Here is a 23,728-nt window from a genome sequence, read left to right as displayed (position 1 = left end):
ATGAAAGAATTTCTTTCTGAACATCATTGGCTGTGGGATGCGGCAATTGTCCTGCTGGTATCTATGCTGGTGTTTTATTTCGATCCGGTTTGGAATGCCTATCGGATAACGCACACCGGGAAAGATGGCGGGATATTATCCATCCTGGTCACTGTCTCCATCGTAACAATGACAGCAAGCGTTCTATCATTACGGTATTATTGGAAATTTATTCCAATAACTATATTCAGTGTAACAACAGTCAGTTTTGTGCATAGTTATCACAGGAGTTTTGAGGATTTGCAGAATACTTTACACTATACGCATCAAATGTATATTGAGGAAGCTGTAGTAAATGCTCTGATATTTTTAGCTTTTGCGATACCTCCCACTATAGTGGTGCGCCGCATAAAGGAAGGAGGGGGGAGGCGTGAGTGAAAATCGGTATACGCTGACAGTATATATTGCGCCGCCATTTTCCGATGAATCAAAGGTTGGTCATATGTGGATTAGCTTGGATGATCATCAAAAGGGTTTAGAAGAGCATTATGGATTTCAACCATCCGAACCAGACCACGCATTTACTAAAAATGGACGAGTAGTTACAGACGATCCCTATCATTACAAAATTAGAGCTACTCAAGAATCGTTTCCGATTACGGCAGAGACCTATAGCAAAGTGCGGGAATATTGCCAGCAAACATTGTTGGGCAGTTTTGGCTCTTATATTGGCATTGGCAATTCTTGCGTAGATTATGTCGAGGCTGCGATGAGAGAAGCCGGAATTGCTGAACAACAGATAACTTTTCTTGGTCATACCGCACGTCTCAGCGGGGTGAAGCTCCACGCCTTTCCAATTGTGAATCATTTCGGCGTTGAAATTCTCAGTGGACGCCATAAGACGCAATGGGATGAACAAAACAAAGAACCAGATGAATATGAAAAAGCGAAATCGATGTTTGAGAGCGAATGGGGAAAACAGAACTTTCCCTGGTAGTAATTTAAAAAGTAAAGGAAGGGTGAAACAATATGGCATTTAGAATCAAAATCGAAGGACAGGAACCGTTTGACATTCCGCCGGAATGCACCAAAAGCGTACAATTCACGACGGAAATTCCACTCGACTCCAATGCGCGCACCAAAGACGTGGGCACAGGCCTCGTCATCATCGGCAAAATTCTCGCCGCCACCGACGGCGACCCCGACGACAGCACGCGCAAAATGGCATTGTGGTCCGTCGTACCGGCGGAAAAAGCCGATTGTTACCGCAAAGTCACCATCGAACTGACCGCGGCAGGCGTAATCGAACGAAAATACCACTTTCCCAATGCGTTTGTCGTCGATTACCAAGAAAAATACGGCGATGTGGACGGCACAGGCACCTTCATGCTGGCGCTCCGTCAGAAGAAGGACAAGTTTGCGAACGTTACCGTAGAAGGCGGATACCCTGCCTAAGAAAAACGAAAAGGCGTGTCCCGGTCGGACACGCCTTTTCTAAATTGACTGACGAAAGCGAGTGACAAAATGAATCTGAATCCTTATGCAATATTGGGAGTGTCAAAGGACGCTGGCGAAGACGAGATCAAAAAGGCGTACCGGAAACTTGCCAAAAAATATCATCCGGACGTCAACCGGAACAATCCGGCGGCGGGGCAAAAATTCAAGGAGGTCGGCGAAGCCTACCGGATTCTAAGCGACAAACAAGCGCGCCGGTCCTACGATGAGGCAGCGCAAAAAACGGCCGCAGCGGCTAAAGAGCCCCGGCGGCAGTCCGCCGGCGCGCCGGCCGGCGGCGCGTTTGACATTGCCAATATGGCGCAAGGCATGCAAGGCAGCTTTGAACGTTACTTCGGCTTCGATCCGCAGACGGGCAAGGTTACGCGCGAGGAAAAACTCAACGTCAACGCCAAAAAAAAGAAAAACCCGCTCGATACGACAGTCATGTTCGAAAGCTTCTTTTCCGACTTCAAAAAGTGAGGAGGTGTATCAATGGATAAGAAAAAAAATATCGACCTGGTCATCGCGATCCTGTGCGGTCTGGTCGCCCTGATTGCACTGTACGGGATGGAAGACGCGCCCATCGGTATATATATTGCTGTTTGCGCCGGCAGCGGCCTTATCGCCTTCCTGGCCTTTTATCTGACGGCCGTCGCCAAAGAGCGGGCAGTGCAGGAAACGCCGGTTCCGGAGGGCGGTGCCATCACGGAACTGTTACTCCTCAATGAAGAGGAAAAACCCATTGCTGCCTGGGATATGTTTGGCAAGACGGCCCTGGTAATCGGCAAGGACATCAAAGAAAACCATGTGGATATTAACCTGAACCAGAGCGTCTACGCCTCGATGATCGACATCGAGCATGCGGTTTTAAATTACGCCGACAACCACTGGTACATCGAAGATCTGGGCTCGAAAAACGGTGTCGTACTGCAAAAAAAAGCCGACGACCGGAAATACAAGCTTGCCGCCGACCAGCCGTGCAAGCTGGACGCGGGCGACGTCATCATCGTCGGCCTGACCAAACTGCTGGCAAGATAAAGCACTCAAGATAAAACATTAGAGAAAGAAGGAATCGTATGAGCAATTTAATTCGCTGCCAAAACGGGCATATGTTTAGTTCCCGTCGCTACGGAACCGTCTGCCCGTACTGCAATATCGAGACGGCTACCAAAGAAAAAAAGGAAACTGGCCAGACGGACGTAGATGTGGAAGAACTGCTGTTTTTAGAAGACGTGCAGCCTGTCTGCGGCTGGATCGTTTGTATTTCGGGGCCGCGGCAGGGCAAGGACTACAAGATTAAGACCGGCAAAAACTTTATCGGCCGCGCTGACGATATGGACATTCAAATTCTCGGTGACAACAAAATTTCGCGCCGTAATCACGGCATCATCGTTTTTGACCCCAAGAAAAAAGAAATGGTGCTCTTGCCGGGCGAATCGAACGGCATCGTCTACCATCAGGGCGACGCCGTCTATACGCCGAAAGTGTTAAATACATATGATGTTATCGAACTGGGCGACAGCAAATTCCTCTTTATCCCGTTCTGCGGCGAGCAATTTAACTGGGAAGATGTGAAGAAGCCGAAAGATACGGAAAACAGCGCTGCGGGAGCAAAAGCATGATCCATGCACCGGCTGCCCTTATCCTCGTGCTGTCCATAGCGATGATTGCCCTGGTCATTAAGCGGATGACGCTTACGCCTGCCTGCAATACCAGAGTGGGTCAGTGCATGACCATCGGCGACCGCGAAGTACAGGAAGACAATTACGGCGTTTTGGCAAATCAGACGGGAACGCTGCTGGTGCTGGCCGACGGCATGGGCAGGAAATACGGCGGCAAAATCGCCGGGCGCGTCGCCGTGGAGACATTCGTGGACTTATTTAAAGAATACAAGGCGTTTGAAAAACCGCAGTATTACTTCCGCAAAGCCTTTCATGCAGCCAATCGCGCTATATTGAACAAGGTGGAAGACGGGCGCGGCTCGGCCAGCGTCGCCGCGGCCCTCATTGCGGACCATACGCTCTACTACGCCCTCGTCGGCAATATCAAAATCGCCGTCTATCACGGCGGCGACCTCGTGCCGGTCAGCGAAGGCCATACCATTGGTGTGCTGGCCCAGCAGAAATACCTGCAAGGAAGCCTGGCAAAAAAAAGCGCGATCGAGCTCTTGGACCGGCACCGTCTGTATAACTTCGTCGGCCAGGATGGCTTTAAAGACATTGAATTCTTCAGCCAGCCGCTGCCGCTGCGCGCCGGCGACGCCGTTGTCCTTATCAGCGACGGCATCTACGAGACGCTGCTTTGGCGCGAGATCGAGCACGAGCTTGCGCAAGGCCGGGATGCGCAGCAGCAGGCGCTCCGGATTATCGAACGCGTTAACCGCAGCAGATTGCCTGACAAAGACAACGCCAGCATTGTTATCTATAGATGTTAGACTTTGGCAGCCAAAATCCAGCGTCCAACGTCCATACAGGGGGATTCTATGAAAAAGCTGAACAGTGAATTTAAAACCGCATTTATATCGGAAGCCGGGGCGGCGCTGACGAACAACGACTATTTTGCCTTCGTCGAACTTGACGACTACGCCTGTTACGTCATTGCCGACGGCATTACGGACCTGGCGCAGTCGGAAAGTGCCCAAAAGGCGGTCGAGAGCGTCATCCTGCACTTTCAGGAACGTCCGTCACTGACGCGGCGGGCCTTGCGCGCCTGCCTGGAAAGCGCCAACCGCGATCTTCTGCAGGCGAATGGCCGCGAAGTGCTCAAGGCCTCGGTAACCGTGATTGTCACCGACTATGAAGCCGTACGCTACGCTGCCGCCGGCAACACGCGCTTTCGCCTATATCGCGACGGCATGCTGAATACAAAATCAAAGGACATGTCCTTAAGCCAGGACCTGGTCGAAAAAGACGAAATCACGCCCAACGTGCTGTCAAGACACGAAGAAAGGCATAACCTCTATACCTATCTCGGACAGGAAAAAGACTTCCGTCCGCACATATCCGGCAAGCTGAAGCTCATGAACGGCGACATCGCCGTGCTGTATACGCGCGGCATCTGGGAAAACCTTGACGAGGCCGACATCGACGACATCTTTTCCGAGACGACTGACGATCCCCAGGAACCGCTGAACAACACCGAAGAAATGCTGCTGTCGAAGCAGCCGCCGAACCTTGACAACTACACGATGGCGGCCGTCTTTATCAACAAAATCTTCACAGACCCCAACCGCGATCGCCGCCGCAAACGCATAATCAAGATAGCGATTATTGTCGTTATTGTGCTCCTCATTGTGAGTATTATTGCCTACGTCCTGTACAGCCGGCACAAAGACAAAGTGGACGAAATGAACCTCAGGGCGGACAGCACCATTGCCTGCATCCAGGACAACAACTACATCCGGGCCCGGGAAGAAGTGAAAAAAGCCCTGCAGCAGGCGGAAAATCTCAAAGACAAGGAAAAAATCCAGCAGCTTAATAACTATCTGCGGCTGATTGAAAGCGTGATCACGGCCGACGATACCTACCAGAACCAGAAATTCGAAGATGCGTATCAAGGCTATCAGACGGCACTGGAACGGTCCCGCTACGCCGACAAACTCGGCGAGGCGTACATCAACCGCCGGATTTCGAGCGCCGAAGACAACCTGACGGTAGCTGACTTCATCAATCTCGGCGACAAAGCTATGGAACAAGGCGACTTCGGCCAGGCGGAAGTGTACTACCTGCGGGCCAAAGCATTTGCTGCCAAAATCCACGCCGCCGACGGAAAAGTACAGGCGCAGGCGGCACTCGACAAACTGTACGACGCCAAACAAAAGCAAAAAGACGAACAGGAAAAAAAAGACAAACAAAGGTTAACCGGCGATATCAGTGATCTGATCACCCAGGGTGACACGCTCTCAGAGTACGGCGATCTGGATATGGCCGAACAGAGATACCTGGCCGCGCGCTCTCTGGCAGCGGCACACTACGACGCTGACGGCAAAAAAGAAGCACTGGCGGCGCTTGACAAGCTCGGTCAAACCAGAGGCAAAGCCGCGGCGGCAGCGCAAAAAGAAGCGGAAAAACACGCTGCCGAGTATACGGCCGGCGCCGCGCTCGCCGGACAGGGTGACGCCGCGTTCGCGAACGCCGACTACATCGGGGCGGCGGCCAGCTACAACGCGGCACTGGCTCAGTACACCGCGCTCGGTGATACGGCCCAGAGCGCCATCCTCAGCGGCAAACTGCAAAATGTGGCCGCCAAGCAACAAGCCCTCGACCAGCAAAGGGCCGACGCCGCGGCGGCACAAGACCAGGCCGGCGAACTCTACGCGCAGAAAGAATACACGGCCGCCAAACAGGCGTACCGCCAAGCGCAGCAGCTCTACCTAGCCCTTGGCAACCAGGCGAAAGCGGACGAGATCAAGACCATTCTCGACCGAATCGACGCCGACGCCGCGATTATGTCGGCGCTGCCGCAGTAACCGACGTCAGACCCTGAGCGGGAACGGATGGTTTCGCTCAAGTCCCAAGTCTGCAGTCTTATGGAGGCTATACTTTATGGATAAATACGGTTATACCTTGAATATTGATGGCAATGCGATCAAAAAAATGCAAAACTGCTATTATAAACGCGACCTGGAACTGATGACGGGGCACCAACTCCGGGAAATCTGCCGGCGGGAAAAGATCATTCACGGAGTGGTAAGCCCGCTCGACAAGGACGATCTGATTCGCGTCATTCTAAGGTATCGCGGTGCGGATGAGAACCTTTTGATCAAAACGTACAACGAAGAAGGGTACGCGGCTTTGCAAAACGTGATTTCCAGGGTTCAGATCCACTACGAAACGGACATCCGGCCGGACTGCAGCGCTAAAATTGTCGTCTATGAAGGGCTGTCCCTCGACTACTATGATGAACTGACCATTAAATATCATGCCAAACTGGCTGGGACGAACGCCTTGATCGTCAGTGCCGACTTTTGCCTGTGCGGTATCCTGAATGTTGAGACGAAAGGCGGCGGCAAAAAATCCCTGTATCTGACCAAAGGGGCCGGAATGCCCTGCAGCGAAGCCCAAATCAAGAACTACAGCCTGCTGTGCATGAACAAGGCGAGCTCCGAAATGCTGCACCGCATTTACAGCGGCGATTACGCCTATATGCCGCAGCACCTGATCGTCTATCGCGTGCCGCTCTTAGACTTTATGGTAAAAAAGCCAGTGTCGCTTACCATGCCGATTGCCATCGACTTTGGCACCACGAGTACCACGGCCGGCGTGTATTTGGACAGCCTCTATTTCGAACGCACCGACTTGGAGCCAGGACAGCTCGGTCTCCTGGAAAACGACGTCAATTACGCCGTATTCTACGATAGCACCCAGGACTATCATGAGACGACGCTCCTGCCAAGCGTGGTCAGCGTTCTGGCGATCAATGGCGGAATGGAGCCAGAATACCTGTTCGGCTATGATGCCGTAAAACTGGCCAATTCCAGCTATATCGACGAAGGCTTTTGCGTTTTCTATGACATCAAGCGCTGGATCGGCGACTATGAAAAGAGCGAGGAAATCATCGACAAACAGGGCCGGCGCGCTTTTGTCAAACGCAAGGACATTCTGAAAGCGTATTTCCGCCATATTGTCGAAGCCATGAAAAACCGCTTCAAATGCGATATCCAGGCCGTACATATTTCCAGCCCTGTCAAGCAAAAATACCTGTTTCAGGCGTTGTTCGCCGAAATCCTGCCCGAATACGCCGTGGAAAAAGACGATATGCTCGATGAGGGAATCGCCGTGCTCTACAATACCATCTCCGAAATGATCACGCAAAAGAGCGCCCAGGAAAATACGACGTATAAAGCGCTCATCATTGACTGCGGCGGCGGCACGACCGACTTATCCTCCTGCAGCTTCCGCGTCAGCACGCAACGCGTCTCCTATAAAATCGACATCGAAACCGCCTATGAAAACGGCGATACCGACTTCGGCGGCAACAACCTGACCTTCCGCATCCTGCAGCTTTTAAAAATACGGTTGTACAAAGCGCTGGCGCCGCGGGACCGTCAGGAGGACATCCCGGACATCAATGACCTTTTGAATACCTTCGACCTCGACGTGTTCCGGTATGTGGACGAATACGGTCCGCGTAAAATTTACGAACAATTCGACGCCGCCTATGCCGGAGCCGAAACGTTCTTGCCGACGAAATTCCGCGACTGGGAAAAGCTCAGCCGCACCGACTATTACAAGGTGAAAAACAACTTCTATTTTCTTTTTTCTACCGCCGAGCGCATCAAAAAAGAATTCTACAACAAAGTCGGCACGCTGCGCGTCGGCTTGTCCTGCCACAAAAAGAGCGAACCGTCGGCCACCATGCTCTTCGTCGACAAATGGAAACTAACGGCGATGCAGGGCAAAGAACTCGTAACCGTCAAGGAATTTCCCGAAGTGTATTTCAGCATCTTTGACATCATGCTCATTCTGCGGGCCGACATTTACGGCGTCGTCCACAAATTTATGGACGAGATGTATGACAGCCACGAACTTGATGAATACACAATGATCAAGCTTACTGGCCAGTCCTGCAAAATCGATATTTTCCGCGACGCGTTAAAAGAATTCGTACCGGGCAAGACCATCAAATTCAAACGCAAATCCGGCGATCTCTCCGACGATTTCGAGCTGAAAATGACGTGCATCGACGGCGCCTTAAAGTACCTCAAAGACAAAAAATACGGCTTTGCCGACGTCAAAATCACCAGCCGTACACCGGCGCTGCCGTATATTATCACCGCCTACACACATACCGGCCGGGAAATTGTCCTGATCCACGGACTGCAAAAGGGCAAAAGCTGCGGCCATATCTCGCGCAATATGGACGATCTGACCCTGAAGCTCTATCTCAAGGACATGAACGAAAAGGTGCGCTATAATTTCACCTACGCCTGCACGTTAGGCGAATTTTGCGCGATGGAATATGAAAAAATCTGCGAAGTGTACGGCGTCAATATCCCGCAGGACGACGTCGACAGCATTGTCGACCGCGAAGTGAAGTTCTTTGCCTGGACGGAATCGCGCCGCTGGGGATTTCTCGTCCTGCCGATCTATCGCGACGGCGAAATCCTAATGCTGGGACGCTCGCAGTTCTTCAGCTTCGAAAGCGACGCCTGGGTGGAGAATTTCTTCGACGGGACAAAGTGACAACCGACGCATAAGGAGGGTACCGATGAAAAAAGCAGCCCGATGGATGGCGGCACTCCTGCCGGTGCTTGTCGTCCTGGCCGCACTGCCTCAAGCGCAAGCGGTAAACATCAGTCAGGACGAAGTAAAGAAAATCGCCGTCGCCGGTACGGCAGTGGCGGCGGTAGAAAAAATGAAAGCAAAAGCCAAACCGCCGGCAGTGCCGAAAACGCCACAAGTGGATATTCCCGGTGCATCGCCGGAAAAACCGGCGGCCAATAAAAAAGAAGCCAAAAAAGCAGCCAGGGAAAAAGCCGACGCCGCCAAACAGGCGGCCGACGAGGCTTTTGGGCAGGTAGAGGCCATGGCCAAAGCCGGCGACATCCAGGCGCAGTATATCTTAGGATTCGCATACTATACCGGCCGCCAGGTAGACACAGACGATAAGGCGGCGGTCGAGTGGTGGCGCAGGGCTTCCATCAGCGGCCACCCGGACGCCAGCGCCTATGTGGGGCTGGCCTATGCCGAAGGCTTCGGCGGTAGGCCGAAAAGCCCAGCGGAAGCCGAGCGGCGTTACCTGCGGGCCGAACAGGACGGCTCGGCGCTTGCCAGAGTGCTGCTGGGCATCGACGGCTATAAAACGAACATGCAGGCGGACAAAGCGGCGGCTGTGAAGCGGTTCCGTACGGCGGCGCAGCAGGGCAATCCGCAGGCGAAAGACTTTCTTCAAAAAATTGGGCAGAAAGGGACGGACGTCAAGCTGGACTTTGGCGAAAATCTCGACTGGAAAAAGGAAGCAGAAAAGACACCCCTGACCGAACTCTATACGCAGGCGGGCACCAATGCATTCTGGGGCCGCCTTGTCACCCAGGACTACGCGGCCGCCGTCCGCTGGTGGCAACTGGCCGCCAGTCAGGACTATGCGGCGGCGCAGGCGCTCTTGGGAACGGCGTATTATACCGGACGCGGCGTGGAGCAGGACGAAAAAACAGCGGTTGCGCTTTTTAAAACGGCGGCGGCCCAAAACGAGCCGCTGGCCCAGTATATGCTGGGCAAAGCCTACCTGGCCGGCAACGTGGTGCAGAAAAACAAGGAACTGGCGCTCAAGCTTTTCCGCGCGGCCGGTGCGGCCGGCATCGCGGATGCACAGCAGCAGGCGGACAGGCTGGAGAAAGAGGGATAGACATGCGCATATTTGACGAAGAATTTGACATGCGAAGTTATATAAAAAAAAGACTGCTTGAAATTGATAATCTGGAAAGCCGCCGTGTCTTCACATCCGTTGTCGAAGGACTGTTTCTCGAACTGCACGGCGAAATCGAAGCAGAGTACAAGGGACTGGAGCAGCGCGTGTTTGAGGAAGTGCCGATGCCGGTGGAAGGCCCGGCGATTGTAACGAATATTATTGACCGCAGGCTCTGTGACGTGACAGATGACTTTTTACTGCCCATGCGGCCGGAAGACATGCGGCCTCATCAGGTGGACGCCGAGGCGCTCCTTACAAGCCTTAATGAAAAGTCGCCGTTTTTTCTCTATACCGTTTTTCTGCAGGCAGACCATCTGGAAGCTTGCCAATTCGACCGGCCCGAACGAAATTTCCGCGGCGTAATCAAGACACGGCACAGCGAATACACCGCGCAGTTTCATGTCCGCCGCAACCTGGCGTACAGGCGACAGATTGAAGATTTGTACCGGATTTTTCACTTGAACTACCTGCCCTGGCGCAGCGTCTGTGCGCCGTATTTATACAAATTGTTCGACGTCTATATCGACGGGATCGAAAACTGGAACGCACAGGAAATTATTGAAGAAGCCGTAATTGACTTCGAAGAATATGCCCCAACGATCCGTTACCACCAGGTGCCGCTGTGGAATCTGGAGACGGTTGCCATCCGTACGAGCACCTATCCGGAGCCGTGCGTGGACAAGATTAATTACGAACACCGGATTTTCCGGCATAAATTCCAGGAAGATGCTCGGTATCTTGTGACCAATTCCGATGTGAGCGTTGCCAACATCCGCTGGACCAAAGGAGATCTTCTGATCACTTGCCCGCTGGAAGATCCTGTGACCTGGGAAATGTACCAGTGCAATCCCCAGGACAAGCGTGAGTATTCCAACCGGCTGATGGGCAACGCCAAACAGGCGTCTTTCGCCGATACGCTTATGGGCGTATTACGGCAGCCGATCAAGACCAAGCTGGAACTGAGCCGGCTGATTCAGGCCTGCGGCTACGAACGGGACCTGACCTTTGCCGGTGTGGAGCTGGTAGCCAATTTTCCTGACAAAGAAACCTATATCGTGGACGACTTCATCCGGGACGAACTCAGAACAGGTACCTGGGAAACGGCAATGCGGCTCGATTTTCAGCCTGCCGACTACGATTTTTACCTCAACCGGGATATTATGAGCTTTTTAGTGAGCGTGGTGCAGCGTCACTTTCCCGAATACGAATGCTGCGGCCGGCTGGTGTAAGGAGGGGGAGCCGTGAATTTTATCTGGGACATCGTTTTACAGGCCGAAGCGCAAGGCATGGACAAAGCTGAGCTCTTGTTTCAGCAGGCGAAAGAATACAGTCCGTATTGCGAGCAGGCGTTCCCCTGCATCAATCAGGACAGGCTAGAAAGCACGGTTGCCGAGATCAACGCGCTCTATCGGTTCAGCCATATTTTTCAGGAACTTCTGCATCCCGAGCTGCTGGCCCGGCCGGAAAACCGGGATTTTGCCCAATGCGCTGCCAGCTTTTTCGATATTGTCGTGCATCTCTTAAGTGAAATCGATTTAAAGCACGGCCTTACCAAGCGGGAATACTTCGTCCGCCAATTGCGGGCCGAGCTTTTGGACGGCGTTTACGGCCGGGAAGCAGCCGCGGCGGTGGCGGTCATGGACCGGAAGCTGCAATTTAGTCTGGCCAACGAACTCCTAACCCAGCTTCAGATCGGAACCAGCCTGCGGGTTTTCCGCCGGGCGGTCCGGACGGCGTTTACCGGCAGCCTGCTGTACCAAAGCAATTATAACAACAAAGAACTGCTCTTGTATCTCGGCGAAAAAGAAACAAAAGAGAAGGCGCAAATCCTGCAGTTCCTGCTCGAATTGTTTCTGCCCTTTGGCTTTTCGGCGCGGCTGTTCTGGGAATACCATTTCGGCATCATCGGCGTAGACGCCGCCATGCAGCCCGACGCCATCGCGCTGTTTTAGGACTGCTTTTGAAAAAGGAGGCAAATGATTTATGAATGGACAGGTTTTTCCCCTCTTTGAACATGCACATGTACTGCGAACGACCATGCTGACAGAACTGCGCGACTACGCGTACGAATACGGGCGGCTTATCCACGAAGACTATAGCGACGGTATTGTCAGTGGCTGCCGCATTACGACAACGGTGGATACCATTACCTTACACCGGGGCGTCATCCGCTATAAGGACAATGTATACCTGATTATCGAACCGCTTTCCCTTGCTTACTTTCCGACCGACAATTGGGCGGTCTTCAAGCTGGAGTTCAAGGACGAAGTCCGAAAAGACGGCTATATCTACCGCGAAGTGGAAACTACGCTTGCGGACAATCTCAGGCTGGGCAAAGAAGAAATGGAACTATGCCGCTTTAAACTGCAGGCCGGCGCCAGGCTCCGGATGAACTATGTGGATTTTGCCGACCGCAATACCGAATTCGATACCGTCAACACCATCTACGCACCCTTTGCCGCTGGCGGGGCCAGCTCGCTTTCGCCGGACATCACCCGCGCCTTTGCCCGGGAAGCGGCCGCGTACGCCATGGACCCTGTCGATACGGCGTTTTGTCTGCAGGCTCTGAACGCTAAGGAGGCACTGAACCGAGAGGTCATACTCCTCTATACAGCCACCAAGCTGAAAAAAGCCTTTACCGAATACGACAACCTGGTGATTTTTGAAGCGCTGCTTACCATATTAAGCCGGATCAAAGACAACGGCGAACGCGAACTTTCCCGCACGGAGCGCCAAAGGCGCCAGGTTATTGTGGATTGACAAAGGAGGCAATGCTGGAATGGAAATGGACGAAAGAATCCTGGAACTAAAAAATAGTGTGAAAGCGGCAGAAAAAAACGCCCATGCCGACGAGGCTGTCGAACGGGAACTTACGCAGAGCATTTACGACGAAACGGTCGATATTTTCGGCTATCCGACCGTATTTGCCGACCGGGAACTACTGGACGGACAAATCTCCATCCGGCTTCCCGCAGACTTTATTCCCCTGGAAGCAGACGTCGTACAGGCGCTGTTTCCCCTGGGCAACTGCCCGCAGCTTGTACTGGGCAACGAGCCGCTGTATTTTATGGTGGGCTTTAACCATACACGGCACGTAGTACCCGAAGAACAGATCAAGGAATTTCCCAAACTGGCCCGTGGCCTGCTGGAAAAAGGTGGCCCGCAGGTAAAAGTGGTCAAAACGGAAACCATCCATTGCGGTGGCCGGCAGGTGGCGAAAATGGATTTTATCAGCCAGACGCTGGAAGGCGCGCTCTATAACATGATGTTCTACGCTAACGTTGACGCCCGGCTGCTTATTGGCTTCGTCAATTTCCGTTATCAGGACCGCAAGCGGCTGGAGCCGCTTGCCGAGGAAATCATTGCATCCTACCGGATTTTGGTAAATAGGGAGTGAGAACGGTATGAGTATCATACACAACATGATTCAAGTGGAAGGCTTCCCCTTTACGCGCATCAAGGAACTGTATATTTCGCACCGGCCCAACGAACACGGCCAGATTACCATTGTCGGTGAAATCGCGCCGGAAGATGCCAAAGACTGCCAGCAGCGGGCCGACGAAACCACGTCGATTACCGTGACCAGTTCGGCCGGGGAAGAGACGGTCACCCTGTTTACAGGCGGCGTCAAAAACCTGTCGGTGGCGAATGAAGCCGGCTACAGCGTGCTGACCGTTCGGGGCATTACCACCAGCTTCTTGCAGGACATCAAAAAAATATCACGCACCTATCAAAGTGGCGGTAAAACCTACGAACAGATCCTCAACGAAGCCTACGACGGCAACGGCAGCGTGGAACTGACCGTAACCGACCAAGCCATCGGCGCGCTCGTCATGCAGATGGACGAGACCAACTGGGAATTTACCAAACGCATGGCCTCCCGCTTCAACGTACCGGTCTTCACCAGCATCACTGCGCCTAAACCGCTGGTGTTCGTCGGCTTGCCGCCGGTGGCCAACACCAAGGAAATCACCACCACCTCCTTTCTGCATGGCAAGCAGGACGACGAATATAACCAGGTTACTGAGAACTATATGGCAGACGGCGGCGAGGCGCTGCGACAGGATTTCTCCGCCCTGATCGCCCGGTCCTACGACTATGTCTACCTGGGTGACATCATCTCCATCAACGGCAGCGAGTGCCGCGTCAAGAGAGTGGAAGCCCGGCTCGTCGACGGCATTTTGGAAATGGAATACCTCCTGGCCGGAAAAACCGGCTTTGTCGCGCCGCAGGTGTCCAACACCGCTTGCGCCGGCCGGGTGCTGATCGGCCAGGTTAAAGACGTGCAGCGCGATACCGTCAAAGTGCATCTTATCGAGATCGACAAAGAGTACGACGGCAGCGGTGACTGGTGGTTTCCCTATTCGACCGCCTACTCCAGCAGCGACGGCAGTGGCTGGTACTGCATGCCGGAAATTGGCGATTACGTGCGCATCATGTTCCCTTCCAAAAATGAAGCGGACGGTTTTGCTGCCAGCTCGATCAATACGGCGCCGCTGGCCAACCCGCGCCATAAGAGCCTCAAAGCTCCCAGCGGCAAAGAACTCCTGATGACGGACGGGGGACTGTATATCATCTGCCAGCATCAGAAAATTTTCATTGACCTGACGCAGGACGACGGTATCAAGATCGTCTCCGCCCAGAATATCACCGTCGAATCGGAAGCCAACGTCACCGTACAGGCAAAAAAAGACATCCAGGTGCTGGCCAAAGAACAGATCCTGCTCAAATCGGGCGAATCGTTCATCAACATGCTGCCAGACCAGATTACCCTGGCGGCCAAGGACGTTGTCATCACCTAATGAAAGGAGACGGAACCCATGAAAGATGTTGTCGCCGCATTCCAGGCGGAGCACTATGTCCCGCTGGCAGGTAAGCTGCTGGCTGACACCCTGCGGGATCTTGCCAAAGAGGCCGCGGCCGCGCCGTGCGTGGCCGCCGTGGAAAGCGCGATGGAAAACGCGGCGCGGCGGCAGCAGGAAGCAGGCTTGCCGCCGGCTGCCTATCTGTCTATATCGGTGCTGTACACCGCCATGTACTTTGGCGAGCCCAAACTTCGTCTCGACTTTTACAGCAGCGAGTGGCCGGTAACCGACCCTTTTTACAGCGAATACATTGACGCCGCCTGGCTGTTTGTCCATTGGCGTTTCCACGAAGACGCCCTGACGGAAGCGGCAAAAAACCAACGGACCTGGGTACGGAGTGCCCACCTCGAAAGCCTGCGCTGGCAATCTGTCCGGCTGCTTGCCTACGGCCTGTACACGAAGCTCAAATACTGGCTGCAGGACCTCGCCGCATCCCCGGCGCTCGGCGCACTTAGGCGCGAGGACGAATTCTACATCCTGTTTGGCGAGTACCAGGACTGGCAGGGCGCGGTGTTTGCCCTTCTGCCGCCCATCGACATTTTTAATTGCAGTACGGACGACTCCCTGCGGTTTCGCACCTACGAAAAATGTCGCTACAGCAAAAAAAAAATTAACCAGCTGGATTTGAGCGTCAGCCGGTTCCAGGATTGCACCTTCGAAGACTGCACCTTTGATGACGTTGATCTAAGGGACGTCACCTTTGCCAACTGCCGCTTTGCGCGCACCGTATTTACGCAGGTCCGGTTGTCCGGCGCGCTGTTTCTGGATACGCGGCTTAGTGAAGTTGAGTTCCGGGACGTGCTGGCCGAATCGCTGCGCCGAGACAATGAAAGAAACGATGTCTACCGCAATCTGGAATTTGCCAGTTGTACAATGGAAGCCGTGCGGCTTACCAACTGCCGCTTTCCCGGTGCTTTGCTGACAGACTCTTTACTGACGGAAATGGAAATCGAGGGCGGCGACTATACGGATTCCGATTTTCAGGAACTGGCCGCAGTCCAAACGACGGAAGGCGGGGAAAAATAACATGACAGACGAATATTTCCGGCTTTTCCAAAGCCATATCGTATCCAATTCCATTGCCATCGAGAATCTTGACCGGGAACACTATCCCTACAAAATGGATCGGGCCGCCTTTACCAGACTGGAGGACTTGGTCGTCGCCTATTATCAGCCCGACATGGGTCTTGAAATCTGCGATATGCTCCAGTCGCCCTGCTTTATGATCGCCGACCGGTTCCGGGACCTGTTCTCGCTCCTCGAACCGGAGCTCCAGTTTAAGGGTATTCAGCTCTACCCGCTGGATTTTGACGCGGCGGAAGGCGTGAAGTCGCCGGTGCCGCTGTATTGGATTCCGCATATCGAATCAACGGAGTGTTTGCACAGCACGGCAAAAATCTACGATACCGGTATCGTGGAAGAACTCGTGGTGAAACAAGGCGCCGTCCGGGGCAAACACATTCTCAAAGTGGCCGGACTCGTCGAAGAAATCTGGCTCGTATCGCTGGCCGCCGCCGAAAGCATCTTAAGAAGAAGACCGCTGGCAGCCGGCCTGGAACGGGTGAAAGTGAGGGAGTAATATGTCAACCACCGCATCAGGACCCGCGTATATCCCTCGGGGAACCAAATCCAAATGCAGCAAAGGCAGTTCGCAAAACATCCTGAATTTGCCTGAAGATCACGGCGTGGCGTACACGCCGGGACTGGAGCCGCTGTTAAACGCCAACGATCACAAACCGGGCCAGCATATTCTGAAATACGGCTTCTGCGCAGCGACAAAATTGCCCTGCTCGCCCGTAACGCCGTTGGCCTGGATCAACGTCAACAAAAAACATATCCTGGAGGGCGCGCCAGCCCTAATCGAACAGAGCAAACTCACCTGCGTCAAAGGAGGCGTGATCTCCATCGTCATTAACGCGGGCAGCGCCCAGATCGACGACCGCAACGAGGCCGCCGGCGATGAAGTGGAGGCAATCGCCGCCGCCACAGAGGCGGAAAATGCGTCAGGTGCAGCAGGCGGACCCACTTTAATGGAAGCAGCAGAAATGGCAGCGCACGTTTATTATAAAAAATCCCTTGAGGAGGCAAAGAAAGATATATTACCCGGAGGTTGGCAGTTAGATGATGCTAAGGAAAAAGGAAGTATGAGAATCGGCGTATATGCAAGGACGGTAGAAGGGAAAACGGAATATACGCTGGTTAATAGAGGAACACAAGATTGGGCTTGGAGTGCGGATGGAGATGATAATGCTAAACAGCTTTTTGGCGAATCAGACGATGTGCGGAATTCATTAGCCTATTCAAAAAACTTTGTTAAAGAAAAATATGGCTCAAATATAACATTTGTCGGTCATTCTAAAGGTGGCGCGGAAGCTGCAGCTAACGCAGTGGAAACTAACAAAAATGCGATACTATTTAATCCTGCAGCTGTTAATTTAGATGCTTATACCCCAAATGGTCCAAACTATTCTGCCTCAATGACTGCATATATTGTAGATGGTGAAATTTTACACACTGCTGAAGGCTGGTTTTCAAAACCAATTGGAAGCGTAGAGTATTTACCTGCACAATACCCAACTAATACGTGGAATCCAAAGACGAATGTTAAAAATGCAGTTAAAAATCATTTAATGGATGCAGTAATAGATGGGATTAAAGAAAAGGGGGGAGAAAACTAGATAATGAATAAAAAGTTATTCTTTATAATCCCCATGCTGCTGATCCTTTTTTCTGTTCTATTATCCGGATGTCATAGCCAAGAGAGTGAAAACGCGAAGGGAGAATATAAAATGACGAATATAAATATTTTCAAGGATACTCCTGTTTGGGAATTGGCAATCGCGGTAAAGGAGCAAAAAACTGCAGCCATAGAAAAACTAGCAAAAGATAAACCGGAACTATTGAATTATCAGGATCCTAAGTACAAAGTGACTTTGCTGCTATGGGCGGTCGGAATGGAGAAATATAATTCTGCAGAAGCATTATTAAAATGTGGCGCCGACCCGAATATAGCATCTGTAAGGTATGAGACCTATTCAGAAGAAACTCCCCTTTCATTAGCAGCACATTTTTCCTGGGTGGATATCGTTGCCAAAAAGGATCCGAAATATGTCAAGCTGCTGCTGAAATATGGTGCTGACCCTAATTGGATTTATATTGGTCATGAACATGGTATGGAGCCGGGCACCAGTATATTAATGGAATCTATTGGATGTGGTATTGAGAAAACAAAAGCTTTAGTAGAAGCCGGGGCTGATATTAACCATAAAACGAAAAGCGGGAGAACAGCTGCAGTACAAGCATTATTAGCAGGGGGCCAGCATTAGAAAGAAATGCATATGCCCATTATTTGATTGTTGAAAAGAAAGCAAAAGTATCGGAACCATATTACAGAAGTATTAAAACTTATGGCAATGAAGACCCGAATGAAAAGTTTTTTCCGGTAGATATATTAAGGGATTGGATTGTTGCTATAGGATCAGAAGAATATAAGATGAAAATGGAGATTGTTGAGGAATTTGCCCGGCAGGGTGTAAATTATTGGGATACTAAGATTCCAAGTGATAGGCTGAAACAGATTAAAAAGCTTCACCCGAGTACTTGGGAAGAGTATATAAAGCAGTATTGATAGGGTTATACATTGCGTATGCATGATTTGAATGTAAGCTCGGTCGCCATAACAATAAGAAGCTAAAGGAGTGTGTATTAGTGTGGCGGATGACATACGAACTTACGCAAGGCGGCGGGTTATTGCAGGTATTCTTGATATAGTATTTTTCGTATTTATATATATAGTATTGCTTTCGATAAGTTTGCCAATCATTGGATTCTTAGCAGGTTTGTTCATAATAATGCTATATAATGGTATTATCTCAGAATTTTTCGTGGGAAAATTGACCATGATGTTATATTTTATCGTAGAATCTGGTGCCTATAATTTACTTTTCTTTTTATTATGTATATATTTCTTTTCGGTTGTTGAGAATTTTTTACAAGCCTCTCCTGGGAAAAAATTAGTAAGACTACGGGTAGCCAGTATAAAAGGAAACCGTATCGGATGCGGCATTCTTTTTTTAAGGAATATTTTAAAATGTATCAGTATTGGTTTTTGTGGTGTGGGTTATTTTATTTGTTTTAAGAATAAACATCGACAGGCTTGGCATGACAAAGTTACAAAGACAAAGGTGATTATACCCCAAATGGTTCAGACTATTCTGCCTCAATGACTGCATATATTGTAGATGGTGAAATTTTACACACTGCTGAAGGCTGGTTTTCAAAACCAATTGGAAGTGTAGAGTATTTACCTGCACAACACCCTACGAATACGTGGAATCCAAAGACGAATGTTGAAAATGCAGTTAAAAATCATTTAATGGATGCAGTAATAGATGGGATTAAAGAAAAGGGGGGAGAAAACTAGATAATGAATAAAAAGTTATTATTGATAACCCCCATGCTGCTGATCCTTTTTTCTGTTCTATTATCCGGATGTTATAGCCAAGAGAGTGAAGGCGCGAAGGGAGAATATAAAATGACGAATATCAATATTTTCAAGGATACTCCTGTTTGGGAATTGGCAATCGCGGTAAAGGAACAAAAAACTGCAGCCATAGAAAAAATAGTAAAAGATAAACCGGAGCTATTGAATTATCAGGAATCTAAGTACAAAGTGACTTTACTATTATGGGCGATAGGAATGGAGAAATATAATTCTGCAGAAGCATTATTAAAATGTGGCGCCGACCCGAATCTAGCATCTGTAAGGTATAAGACCTATTCAGAAGAAACACCCCTTTCAGTAGCAGCAGGTTTTTCCTGGGTGGATAACCTTGCTAAAAAGGATCCGAAATATGTCAAGCTGTTGCTAAAATACGGTGCTGACCCTAATTGGATTTATATTGGTCATGAACATGGTATGGAGCCGGGCACCAGTATATTAATGGAATCTATTGGATGTGGTATTGAGAAAACAAAAGCTTTAGTAGAAGCCGGGGCTGATATTAACCATAAAATGAAAAGCGGGAAAACAGCTGCAGTAAAAGCATTATTCGCAGGAGGTCCAGCATTAGAAAGAAATGCATATGCCCATTATTTGATTGTTGAAAAGAAAGCAAAAGTATCGGAACCATATTACAGAAGTGAAACTTATGGCAATGAAGACCCTAATGAAAAGTTTTTTCCGGTAGACATATTAAGGGATTGGATTGTTGCTATAGGATCAGAAGAATATAAGATGAAAATGGAGATTGTTGAGGAATTTGCCCGGCAGGGTGTGAATTATTGGGATACTAAGATTCCAAGTGATAGGCTGAAACAGATTAAAAAGATTCACCCGAGTACTTGGGAAGAGTATATAAAGAAGTATTGATATGGTTATAAATTTCCCAGTATTGGAAAATCATTTGGCGGTAGGTATGCTTGGTATTTGTTTAATGTCAATGAATAAAAGTGACGAGGATGACCAGGATGATCAAAAAAGTGTTTGACTGGTTTAGAACGATAGTTGTTGGGATAGGTTTTTTTATTGTTCTGGGTTCATTAATAATTCCGTTTCTTTACCGAGTTGTTAACCCCTCAGATATAGAAAGTAGAGAGCAAAATTTACGTTTTCAGTTTCAGTCCATTACACATCCGGAAGGCGCAAAACAGATAGAGTTTAGTATAAATAGAAGAAAAATGGTCAAACGATGGATCAATGCTGAATATAAATATGACAATATGAGTGATGCAGAAGTGGAGAAATATTACTATCAAGAACTGATCCGAAAAGGATGGGTTAAGCAGCCTGTGAGCGAAGAGTCCTATAAGCATTTTCACGAGTCAATCTATCGGAAAGGAGATTATGAGATAGTTTTTAAGCCGAGTAAAGATTCAGTGGCAATATATCTGTATTACAGAGATATTTTTGATAGATTAGGCTTGTAGGGTTAGAGTGACGTATTATGCTGGTGTGATACTACCAGGGGGAATAAATCTTTTGACTGCAAAACTCCACCCAAACTGATACAAGACAACGGGACGGAAGTAGAGTCGTATGATGAAAATGAGAGAAATAATAAAAATCGTACTGTTTGCTATAATTGCTTTCTTCCTCATCATTCTGGATAGAGTAGATGTTTTGAATGATGTGATTATATTTTCTGATCCGGCAAAGCAAAGTAGATTCCAAATTTTTATGCTTGCAATAACCATCTGGGGAGCAATGGTAACAGTAAGCTTTCTCTTAATAAAGCGTTTATTGTTGTTTTTTTTCGTAAGCTGTCTTTTCCATATTATTTATGGGATTTGGTTCTCAATCGGGGCAGTTGTAGATTACAAAGAGAATATTCCAATCAGTCAAGGAATGGCTACGTATCGTGTGGGAGAAGCCATGAGAAATTTTGCTATGGTACCATCTTTTTGGAATGTGCTTATGACAGGGATTATGTACCTGACTACATTTTCATTTTTTGGTGTTGCGATGGGAGGGACACTGGCGATTAAAAAAATATATGATCAAATTAAGAATGCAGTTAAAAATAAAGGTGGAAATTACAAAATTCAATAGAATTTTGATTAAAGAAGATAAGAAAATGTCTATTAACGTCATATAAAAAAATGGAGGGGATACTATGGGATTCAACCTACAGATCGAAGGTCAGGAGACATTAACCTATGACGACAAAATCATTAACAATGTACAGGCTATATTATCGACGCCAAGCGATTCTCTGGCGAAATCTACCAGAGGCTATATGACGCTAGTTATAGCGGGAACCCTTCACGCTGACAGCGAGGATAGTGGCAACAGTGAGACAGTCAAGTTGTTCAAATGGGCGCAGGTCCCGGCCGAGCAAGAAGACGCGTACCGTAAGGTAACAGTACAGATTGAGACTAAGCCGAAACGCACCATCATATTCGATAAAGCATTTGTCATAGATTATAACGAAGTATATCGCAGTCAAGCGGGTATGGGGAATTTTAACATCGTAATCCGTCAGAAAGTAGATAAGATTGACGATGTAATAGTGGATAGCAATACGGCACCTGCAGAAGCTCCTGATGTAGCCGTAGCAACTGCAGCCAGCACACCGGGTGATTTTGTAAGTACAGGGTCGCAGGCGGGAGTCATGGAGCAGATCGGACGAGCCGCCATTACTGCGGCGCTGAACAAAGTGGACCCATCCGGCACAGTCGCAGCCGTGCAGGCTGGTCTGGATAAAAAAAAGAATAATGAGAATACGGCAAACGCTTTGGACAATATAAAGGGCTCAAAGCAGGTATTATTATGATGTGAAAAAGATACGATCTCTTTTTTATCGAATTTTAGCGGTGGTCTTTTTGCTTTTTGTGGCGATTTTTTTACTTTTTTACGAACCAGATGGTAGAACCGATAATACTGTAGTGATTATCGGTAAATCGGATAAATTTAGCGAAGCGGAAATTCAGGCTGCAATACCTTTTGTAAAGGGAAAATTCAAGGGTTTTACGGGATGTAACCTTACAAAGTTATGGTATGACGAAGAAGTATCAAATCGCATTACTAACTCGTATATGCATGGTGGGAAAGGTATGCGGAATGGTGTCAAGGCTGAGAATGTCCTTGTGTTGATGTCAAGTTTTGAGGTAGGTCCTTCAGGGGGGGGATGGGACCTTAAATCCAAACTCCACGTATTCCGGTTGAAATTGGACATTAATAAGGGATAGTAAAACCAGTAATTGGAGATTGGACGATTGGGGATATGAATAAGGGAGCTGGAAAGCCACTCTCAATTTAGAAGAAGGAGATTAGAATCATGAAGCTCGATCTTGATAAAAATGTTAAGAAAGGCGCTAAAGAGTTCTATGGCATTATCAAATATGGTATTCGAGACGGATTTTTTAAAGTTCAAATTGATCGTAGAGTAGCTGTAGAGTACGCACTTAGCCATTGCGGAGAGTCTGATGATCATCCTATGAACCCTAATTTCTATTATTTTGGGGATAGTGAAGATTGCACAAATTTTGTAGCGCAATGTTGGAATGCCGCCGGGTTATCTGCAGCATATGATTTTTATTGCGATGGCCGGTACACTAATACATATAGTTGGATAAATGTAGATGACTTTATGGATTATGTGGTATTACGTCAAATTGCTAGAGTGGAATGGAGTAGCACTACGATTAAACCAGGAGATATAGTTCAGTTTTGTTATGAATTAACAGATGGCTCTCAAGTATGGCAGCACTCTGCAATAATAACTGGTTATGATTCTAATGGAGGTTTGTGCTATGCCGGTCACTCGGATCCACGATGTAATTGGCCGTTAAGTGCTATCTATCCCAATAAAACAAATATTACCGAAATTAGATTTCTTGTTCCTCTATACCCCACAATTAATTGGTGCTAGGCCTATGAAAAAACGAAAGGAGCGTGAAATTTATTCTTTTTAAAACTGTTATCCGTGGGAGCTTGTTTATTATAGTATTTGCGACAGTAAGTTTGCTAGTGATCATATTTTTAAAAACGCAGATATATCAAAGTATTAACGACCGCTATGAACCAACAATATCGGTGAACGAAGTTGACAATTTATCTAATACGGAAATAGTAGAGAAATTATTGACACTATACTTGGAACATTATAAAGCCAAACCTGTATTTGATGATCAAAAAATAAAAGCATACAAGAATATAGAGGCTAGAGTGGCAAAAGGGACTGAATCCGTCGCAGGGAGAACAGCATTTATCGTAAGTTATGAAGTTCAGCAGCACTTTTGGAATGAATATTGGCAGTTGGGCGGAGGAAGAACTCTTAAGGAAGGCGGGAGGGCAGTTATACTCCATTATGCCATTCTTATGAAAGAAAACGACCATTTTAGATTGAAGATGAAAGGTCTTGAACCTCCTACCCCTGATGAAATACAATCAGCCTTCGCTCTAATTAGCTCAACAAAGAGGTGAGTTAAATTAAGATACATTAAAAAAACAATAGCAAGTATAATAAAAATCGTTA

At 49.0% G+C, this 23,728-nt stretch carries 29 protein-coding genes; all 29 read left to right on the top strand.

Annotated elements, in window-relative coordinates:
* The 29 genes from JBW_RS20645 (at position 1) to JBW_RS20510 (ending at position 23,676) form a co-directional block, all read left to right on the top strand.
* A complete protein-coding gene (locus tag JBW_RS20645) occupies positions 1 to 417 on the top strand; it encodes a hypothetical protein (RefSeq protein WP_007960364.1) in 417 nt (138 codons plus the stop codon).
* Positions 410 to 976: a hypothetical protein gene (locus JBW_RS20640; protein ID WP_007960365.1), complete on the top strand. Its 567-nt coding sequence runs from the start codon at positions 410 to 412 to the stop codon at positions 974 to 976. The genes JBW_RS20645 and JBW_RS20640 overlap by 8 nt, the downstream gene beginning before the upstream one ends.
* A 32-nt stretch (positions 977 to 1,008) precedes the next feature.
* Complete coding sequence (locus JBW_RS20635; protein ID WP_007960367.1) at positions 1,009 to 1,434, top strand: hypothetical protein; 426 nt, start codon at positions 1,009 to 1,011, stop codon at positions 1,432 to 1,434.
* Between the two features lie 69 nt (positions 1,435 to 1,503).
* Positions 1,504 to 1,956 (top strand): J domain-containing protein, encoded by a 453-nt coding sequence (locus JBW_RS26145; RefSeq protein WP_007960370.1) that lies wholly within the window; start codon positions 1,504 to 1,506, stop codon positions 1,954 to 1,956.
* A gap of 12 nt (positions 1,957 to 1,968) precedes the next feature.
* Positions 1,969 to 2,514: an FHA domain-containing protein gene (locus JBW_RS20625; RefSeq protein WP_007960375.1), complete on the top strand. Its 546-nt coding sequence runs from the start codon at positions 1,969 to 1,971 to the stop codon at positions 2,512 to 2,514.
* A 38-nt stretch (positions 2,515 to 2,552) separates the two neighbouring features.
* The gene (locus tag JBW_RS20620; protein WP_007960377.1) at positions 2,553 to 3,098 is read left to right on the top strand and encodes an FHA domain-containing protein; all 546 of its coding nucleotides are present in this window, start codon (positions 2,553 to 2,555) and stop codon (positions 3,096 to 3,098) included.
* Complete coding sequence (locus tag JBW_RS20615; RefSeq protein WP_007960378.1) at positions 3,095 to 3,910, top strand: PP2C family protein-serine/threonine phosphatase; 816 nt, start codon at positions 3,095 to 3,097, stop codon at positions 3,908 to 3,910. The genes JBW_RS20620 and JBW_RS20615 overlap by 4 nt, the downstream gene beginning before the upstream one ends.
* A gap of 48 nt (positions 3,911 to 3,958) precedes the next feature.
* Entirely contained in the window at positions 3,959 to 5,944 is a 1,986-nt protein-coding gene (locus JBW_RS20610) for a PP2C family protein-serine/threonine phosphatase (protein WP_007960379.1), read from the top strand.
* 76 nt (positions 5,945 to 6,020) lie between these two features.
* Positions 6,021 to 8,660 (top strand): hypothetical protein, encoded by a 2,640-nt coding sequence (locus JBW_RS20605; protein ID WP_007960380.1) that lies wholly within the window; start codon positions 6,021 to 6,023, stop codon positions 8,658 to 8,660.
* 25 nt (positions 8,661 to 8,685) lie between these two features.
* Entirely contained in the window at positions 8,686 to 9,822 is a 1,137-nt protein-coding gene (locus tag JBW_RS20600; protein WP_007960381.1) for a tetratricopeptide repeat protein, read from the top strand.
* A 2-nt stretch (positions 9,823 to 9,824) separates the two neighbouring features.
* Complete coding sequence (locus tag JBW_RS20595; protein ID WP_007960382.1) at positions 9,825 to 11,114, top strand: hypothetical protein; 1,290 nt, start codon at positions 9,825 to 9,827, stop codon at positions 11,112 to 11,114.
* A 12-nt stretch (positions 11,115 to 11,126) separates the two neighbouring features.
* Positions 11,127 to 11,837 (top strand): hypothetical protein, encoded by a 711-nt coding sequence (locus JBW_RS20590; protein ID WP_007960383.1) that lies wholly within the window; start codon positions 11,127 to 11,129, stop codon positions 11,835 to 11,837.
* 31 nt (positions 11,838 to 11,868) lie between these two features.
* On the top strand, positions 11,869 to 12,645 hold the full coding sequence (locus JBW_RS20585) for a hypothetical protein (RefSeq protein ID WP_007960384.1): 777 nt from the start codon (positions 11,869 to 11,871) through the stop codon (positions 12,643 to 12,645).
* 19 nt (positions 12,646 to 12,664) lie between these two features.
* Positions 12,665 to 13,282, top strand: a complete 618-nt coding sequence (locus tag JBW_RS20580; RefSeq protein ID WP_007960385.1) for a hypothetical protein — start codon at positions 12,665 to 12,667, stop codon at positions 13,280 to 13,282.
* Between the two features lie 7 nt (positions 13,283 to 13,289).
* A complete protein-coding gene (locus JBW_RS20575) occupies positions 13,290 to 14,687 on the top strand; it encodes a hypothetical protein (RefSeq protein WP_007960386.1) in 1,398 nt (465 codons plus the stop codon).
* 18 nt (positions 14,688 to 14,705) lie between these two features.
* The gene (locus tag JBW_RS20570; RefSeq protein ID WP_007960387.1) at positions 14,706 to 15,776 is read left to right on the top strand and encodes a pentapeptide repeat-containing protein; all 1,071 of its coding nucleotides are present in this window, start codon (positions 14,706 to 14,708) and stop codon (positions 15,774 to 15,776) included.
* A gap of 1 nt (position 15,777) precedes the next feature.
* Positions 15,778 to 16,329 carry a hypothetical protein gene (locus JBW_RS20565; RefSeq protein WP_045820642.1) on the top strand — a complete coding sequence of 184 codons (552 nt, stop codon included), beginning with the start codon at positions 15,778 to 15,780 and terminating at the stop codon, positions 16,327 to 16,329.
* Between the two features lies 1 nt (position 16,330).
* The gene (locus JBW_RS20560) at positions 16,331 to 17,428 is read left to right on the top strand and encodes a DUF4280 domain-containing protein (RefSeq protein WP_007959357.1); all 1,098 of its coding nucleotides are present in this window, start codon (positions 16,331 to 16,333) and stop codon (positions 17,426 to 17,428) included.
* A 3-nt stretch (positions 17,429 to 17,431) separates the two neighbouring features.
* On the top strand, positions 17,432 to 18,076 hold the full coding sequence (locus tag JBW_RS20555) for an ankyrin repeat domain-containing protein (protein WP_235334080.1): 645 nt from the start codon (positions 17,432 to 17,434) through the stop codon (positions 18,074 to 18,076).
* Positions 18,077 to 18,099: 23 nt separating this feature from the next.
* On the top strand, positions 18,100 to 18,378 hold the full coding sequence (locus tag JBW_RS25875) for a hypothetical protein (protein ID WP_235334079.1): 279 nt from the start codon (positions 18,100 to 18,102) through the stop codon (positions 18,376 to 18,378).
* Positions 18,379 to 18,460: 82 nt separating this feature from the next.
* On the top strand, positions 18,461 to 18,976 hold the full coding sequence (locus JBW_RS20550) for an RDD family protein (protein ID WP_007959361.1): 516 nt from the start codon (positions 18,461 to 18,463) through the stop codon (positions 18,974 to 18,976).
* On the top strand, positions 18,973 to 19,173 hold the full coding sequence (locus JBW_RS20545; RefSeq protein ID WP_007959363.1) for a hypothetical protein: 201 nt from the start codon (positions 18,973 to 18,975) through the stop codon (positions 19,171 to 19,173). Before JBW_RS20550 ends, JBW_RS20545 begins: the two co-directional genes overlap by 4 nt.
* A gap of 3 nt (positions 19,174 to 19,176) precedes the next feature.
* Positions 19,177 to 20,121: an ankyrin repeat domain-containing protein gene (locus JBW_RS20540; RefSeq protein WP_007959365.1), complete on the top strand. Its 945-nt coding sequence runs from the start codon at positions 19,177 to 19,179 to the stop codon at positions 20,119 to 20,121.
* 98 nt (positions 20,122 to 20,219) lie between these two features.
* Positions 20,220 to 20,678 carry a hypothetical protein gene (locus JBW_RS20535; protein WP_045820641.1) on the top strand — a complete coding sequence of 153 codons (459 nt, stop codon included), beginning with the start codon at positions 20,220 to 20,222 and terminating at the stop codon, positions 20,676 to 20,678.
* A 118-nt stretch (positions 20,679 to 20,796) separates the two neighbouring features.
* The gene (locus JBW_RS20530; protein WP_235334078.1) at positions 20,797 to 21,300 is read left to right on the top strand and encodes a hypothetical protein; all 504 of its coding nucleotides are present in this window, start codon (positions 20,797 to 20,799) and stop codon (positions 21,298 to 21,300) included.
* 64 nt (positions 21,301 to 21,364) lie between these two features.
* Positions 21,365 to 22,024 (top strand): hypothetical protein, encoded by a 660-nt coding sequence (locus JBW_RS20525; protein ID WP_007953194.1) that lies wholly within the window; start codon positions 21,365 to 21,367, stop codon positions 22,022 to 22,024.
* Position 22,025: 1 nt separating this feature from the next.
* Positions 22,026 to 22,439, top strand: a complete 414-nt coding sequence (locus JBW_RS25485; protein ID WP_007953188.1) for a hypothetical protein — start codon at positions 22,026 to 22,028, stop codon at positions 22,437 to 22,439.
* 89 nt (positions 22,440 to 22,528) lie between these two features.
* Positions 22,529 to 23,122: an amidase domain-containing protein gene (locus JBW_RS20515; RefSeq protein WP_007953186.1), complete on the top strand. Its 594-nt coding sequence runs from the start codon at positions 22,529 to 22,531 to the stop codon at positions 23,120 to 23,122.
* Between the two features lie 62 nt (positions 23,123 to 23,184).
* Positions 23,185 to 23,676 carry a hypothetical protein gene (locus tag JBW_RS20510; protein WP_144408464.1) on the top strand — a complete coding sequence of 164 codons (492 nt, stop codon included), beginning with the start codon at positions 23,185 to 23,187 and terminating at the stop codon, positions 23,674 to 23,676.
* Positions 23,677 to 23,728: the final 52 nt, after the last annotated feature.

The sequence above is a fragment of the Pelosinus fermentans JBW45 genome, from assembly GCF_000271665.2.
GTDB classification, from domain to species: Bacteria; Bacillota; Negativicutes; order DSM-13327; family DSM-13327; genus Pelosinus; species Pelosinus baikalensis.
Note: the sequence above shows the minus strand (reverse complement) of the source record. Positions and strands in the feature narration are given on the sequence as shown.

Coding starts and splice junctions, on each gene's coding strand:
- JBW_RS20645 (WP_007960364.1), top strand. CDS start 1: ATGAAAGAATTTCTTTCTGAACATCATTGGCTGTGGGATGCGGCAATT.
- JBW_RS20635 (WP_007960367.1), top strand. CDS start 1,009: ATGGCATTTAGAATCAAAATCGAAGGACAGGAACCGTTTGACATTCCG.
- JBW_RS26145 (WP_007960370.1), top strand. CDS start 1,504: ATGAATCTGAATCCTTATGCAATATTGGGAGTGTCAAAGGACGCTGGC.
- JBW_RS20625 (WP_007960375.1), top strand. CDS start 1,969: ATGGATAAGAAAAAAAATATCGACCTGGTCATCGCGATCCTGTGCGGT.
- JBW_RS20620 (WP_007960377.1), top strand. CDS start 2,553: ATGAGCAATTTAATTCGCTGCCAAAACGGGCATATGTTTAGTTCCCGT.
- JBW_RS20615 (WP_007960378.1), top strand. CDS start 3,095: ATGATCCATGCACCGGCTGCCCTTATCCTCGTGCTGTCCATAGCGATG.
- JBW_RS20610 (WP_007960379.1), top strand. CDS start 3,959: ATGAAAAAGCTGAACAGTGAATTTAAAACCGCATTTATATCGGAAGCC.
- JBW_RS20605 (WP_007960380.1), top strand. CDS start 6,021: ATGGATAAATACGGTTATACCTTGAATATTGATGGCAATGCGATCAAA.
- JBW_RS20600 (WP_007960381.1), top strand. CDS start 8,686: ATGAAAAAAGCAGCCCGATGGATGGCGGCACTCCTGCCGGTGCTTGTC.
- JBW_RS20595 (WP_007960382.1), top strand. CDS start 9,825: ATGCGCATATTTGACGAAGAATTTGACATGCGAAGTTATATAAAAAAA.
- JBW_RS20585 (WP_007960384.1), top strand. CDS start 11,869: ATGAATGGACAGGTTTTTCCCCTCTTTGAACATGCACATGTACTGCGA.
- JBW_RS20580 (WP_007960385.1), top strand. CDS start 12,665: ATGGAAATGGACGAAAGAATCCTGGAACTAAAAAATAGTGTGAAAGCG.
- JBW_RS20575 (WP_007960386.1), top strand. CDS start 13,290: ATGAGTATCATACACAACATGATTCAAGTGGAAGGCTTCCCCTTTACG.
- JBW_RS20570 (WP_007960387.1), top strand. CDS start 14,706: ATGAAAGATGTTGTCGCCGCATTCCAGGCGGAGCACTATGTCCCGCTG.
- JBW_RS20565 (WP_045820642.1), top strand. CDS start 15,778: ATGACAGACGAATATTTCCGGCTTTTCCAAAGCCATATCGTATCCAAT.
- JBW_RS20560 (WP_007959357.1), top strand. CDS start 16,331: ATGTCAACCACCGCATCAGGACCCGCGTATATCCCTCGGGGAACCAAA.
- JBW_RS20555 (WP_235334080.1), top strand. CDS start 17,432: ATGAATAAAAAGTTATTCTTTATAATCCCCATGCTGCTGATCCTTTTT.
- JBW_RS20545 (WP_007959363.1), top strand. CDS start 18,973: ATGACTGCATATATTGTAGATGGTGAAATTTTACACACTGCTGAAGGC.
- JBW_RS20540 (WP_007959365.1), top strand. CDS start 19,177: ATGAATAAAAAGTTATTATTGATAACCCCCATGCTGCTGATCCTTTTT.
- JBW_RS20535 (WP_045820641.1), top strand. CDS start 20,220: ATGATCAAAAAAGTGTTTGACTGGTTTAGAACGATAGTTGTTGGGATA.
- JBW_RS20530 (WP_235334078.1), top strand. CDS start 20,797: ATGAGAGAAATAATAAAAATCGTACTGTTTGCTATAATTGCTTTCTTC.
- JBW_RS20525 (WP_007953194.1), top strand. CDS start 21,365: ATGGGATTCAACCTACAGATCGAAGGTCAGGAGACATTAACCTATGAC.
- JBW_RS20515 (WP_007953186.1), top strand. CDS start 22,529: ATGAAGCTCGATCTTGATAAAAATGTTAAGAAAGGCGCTAAAGAGTTC.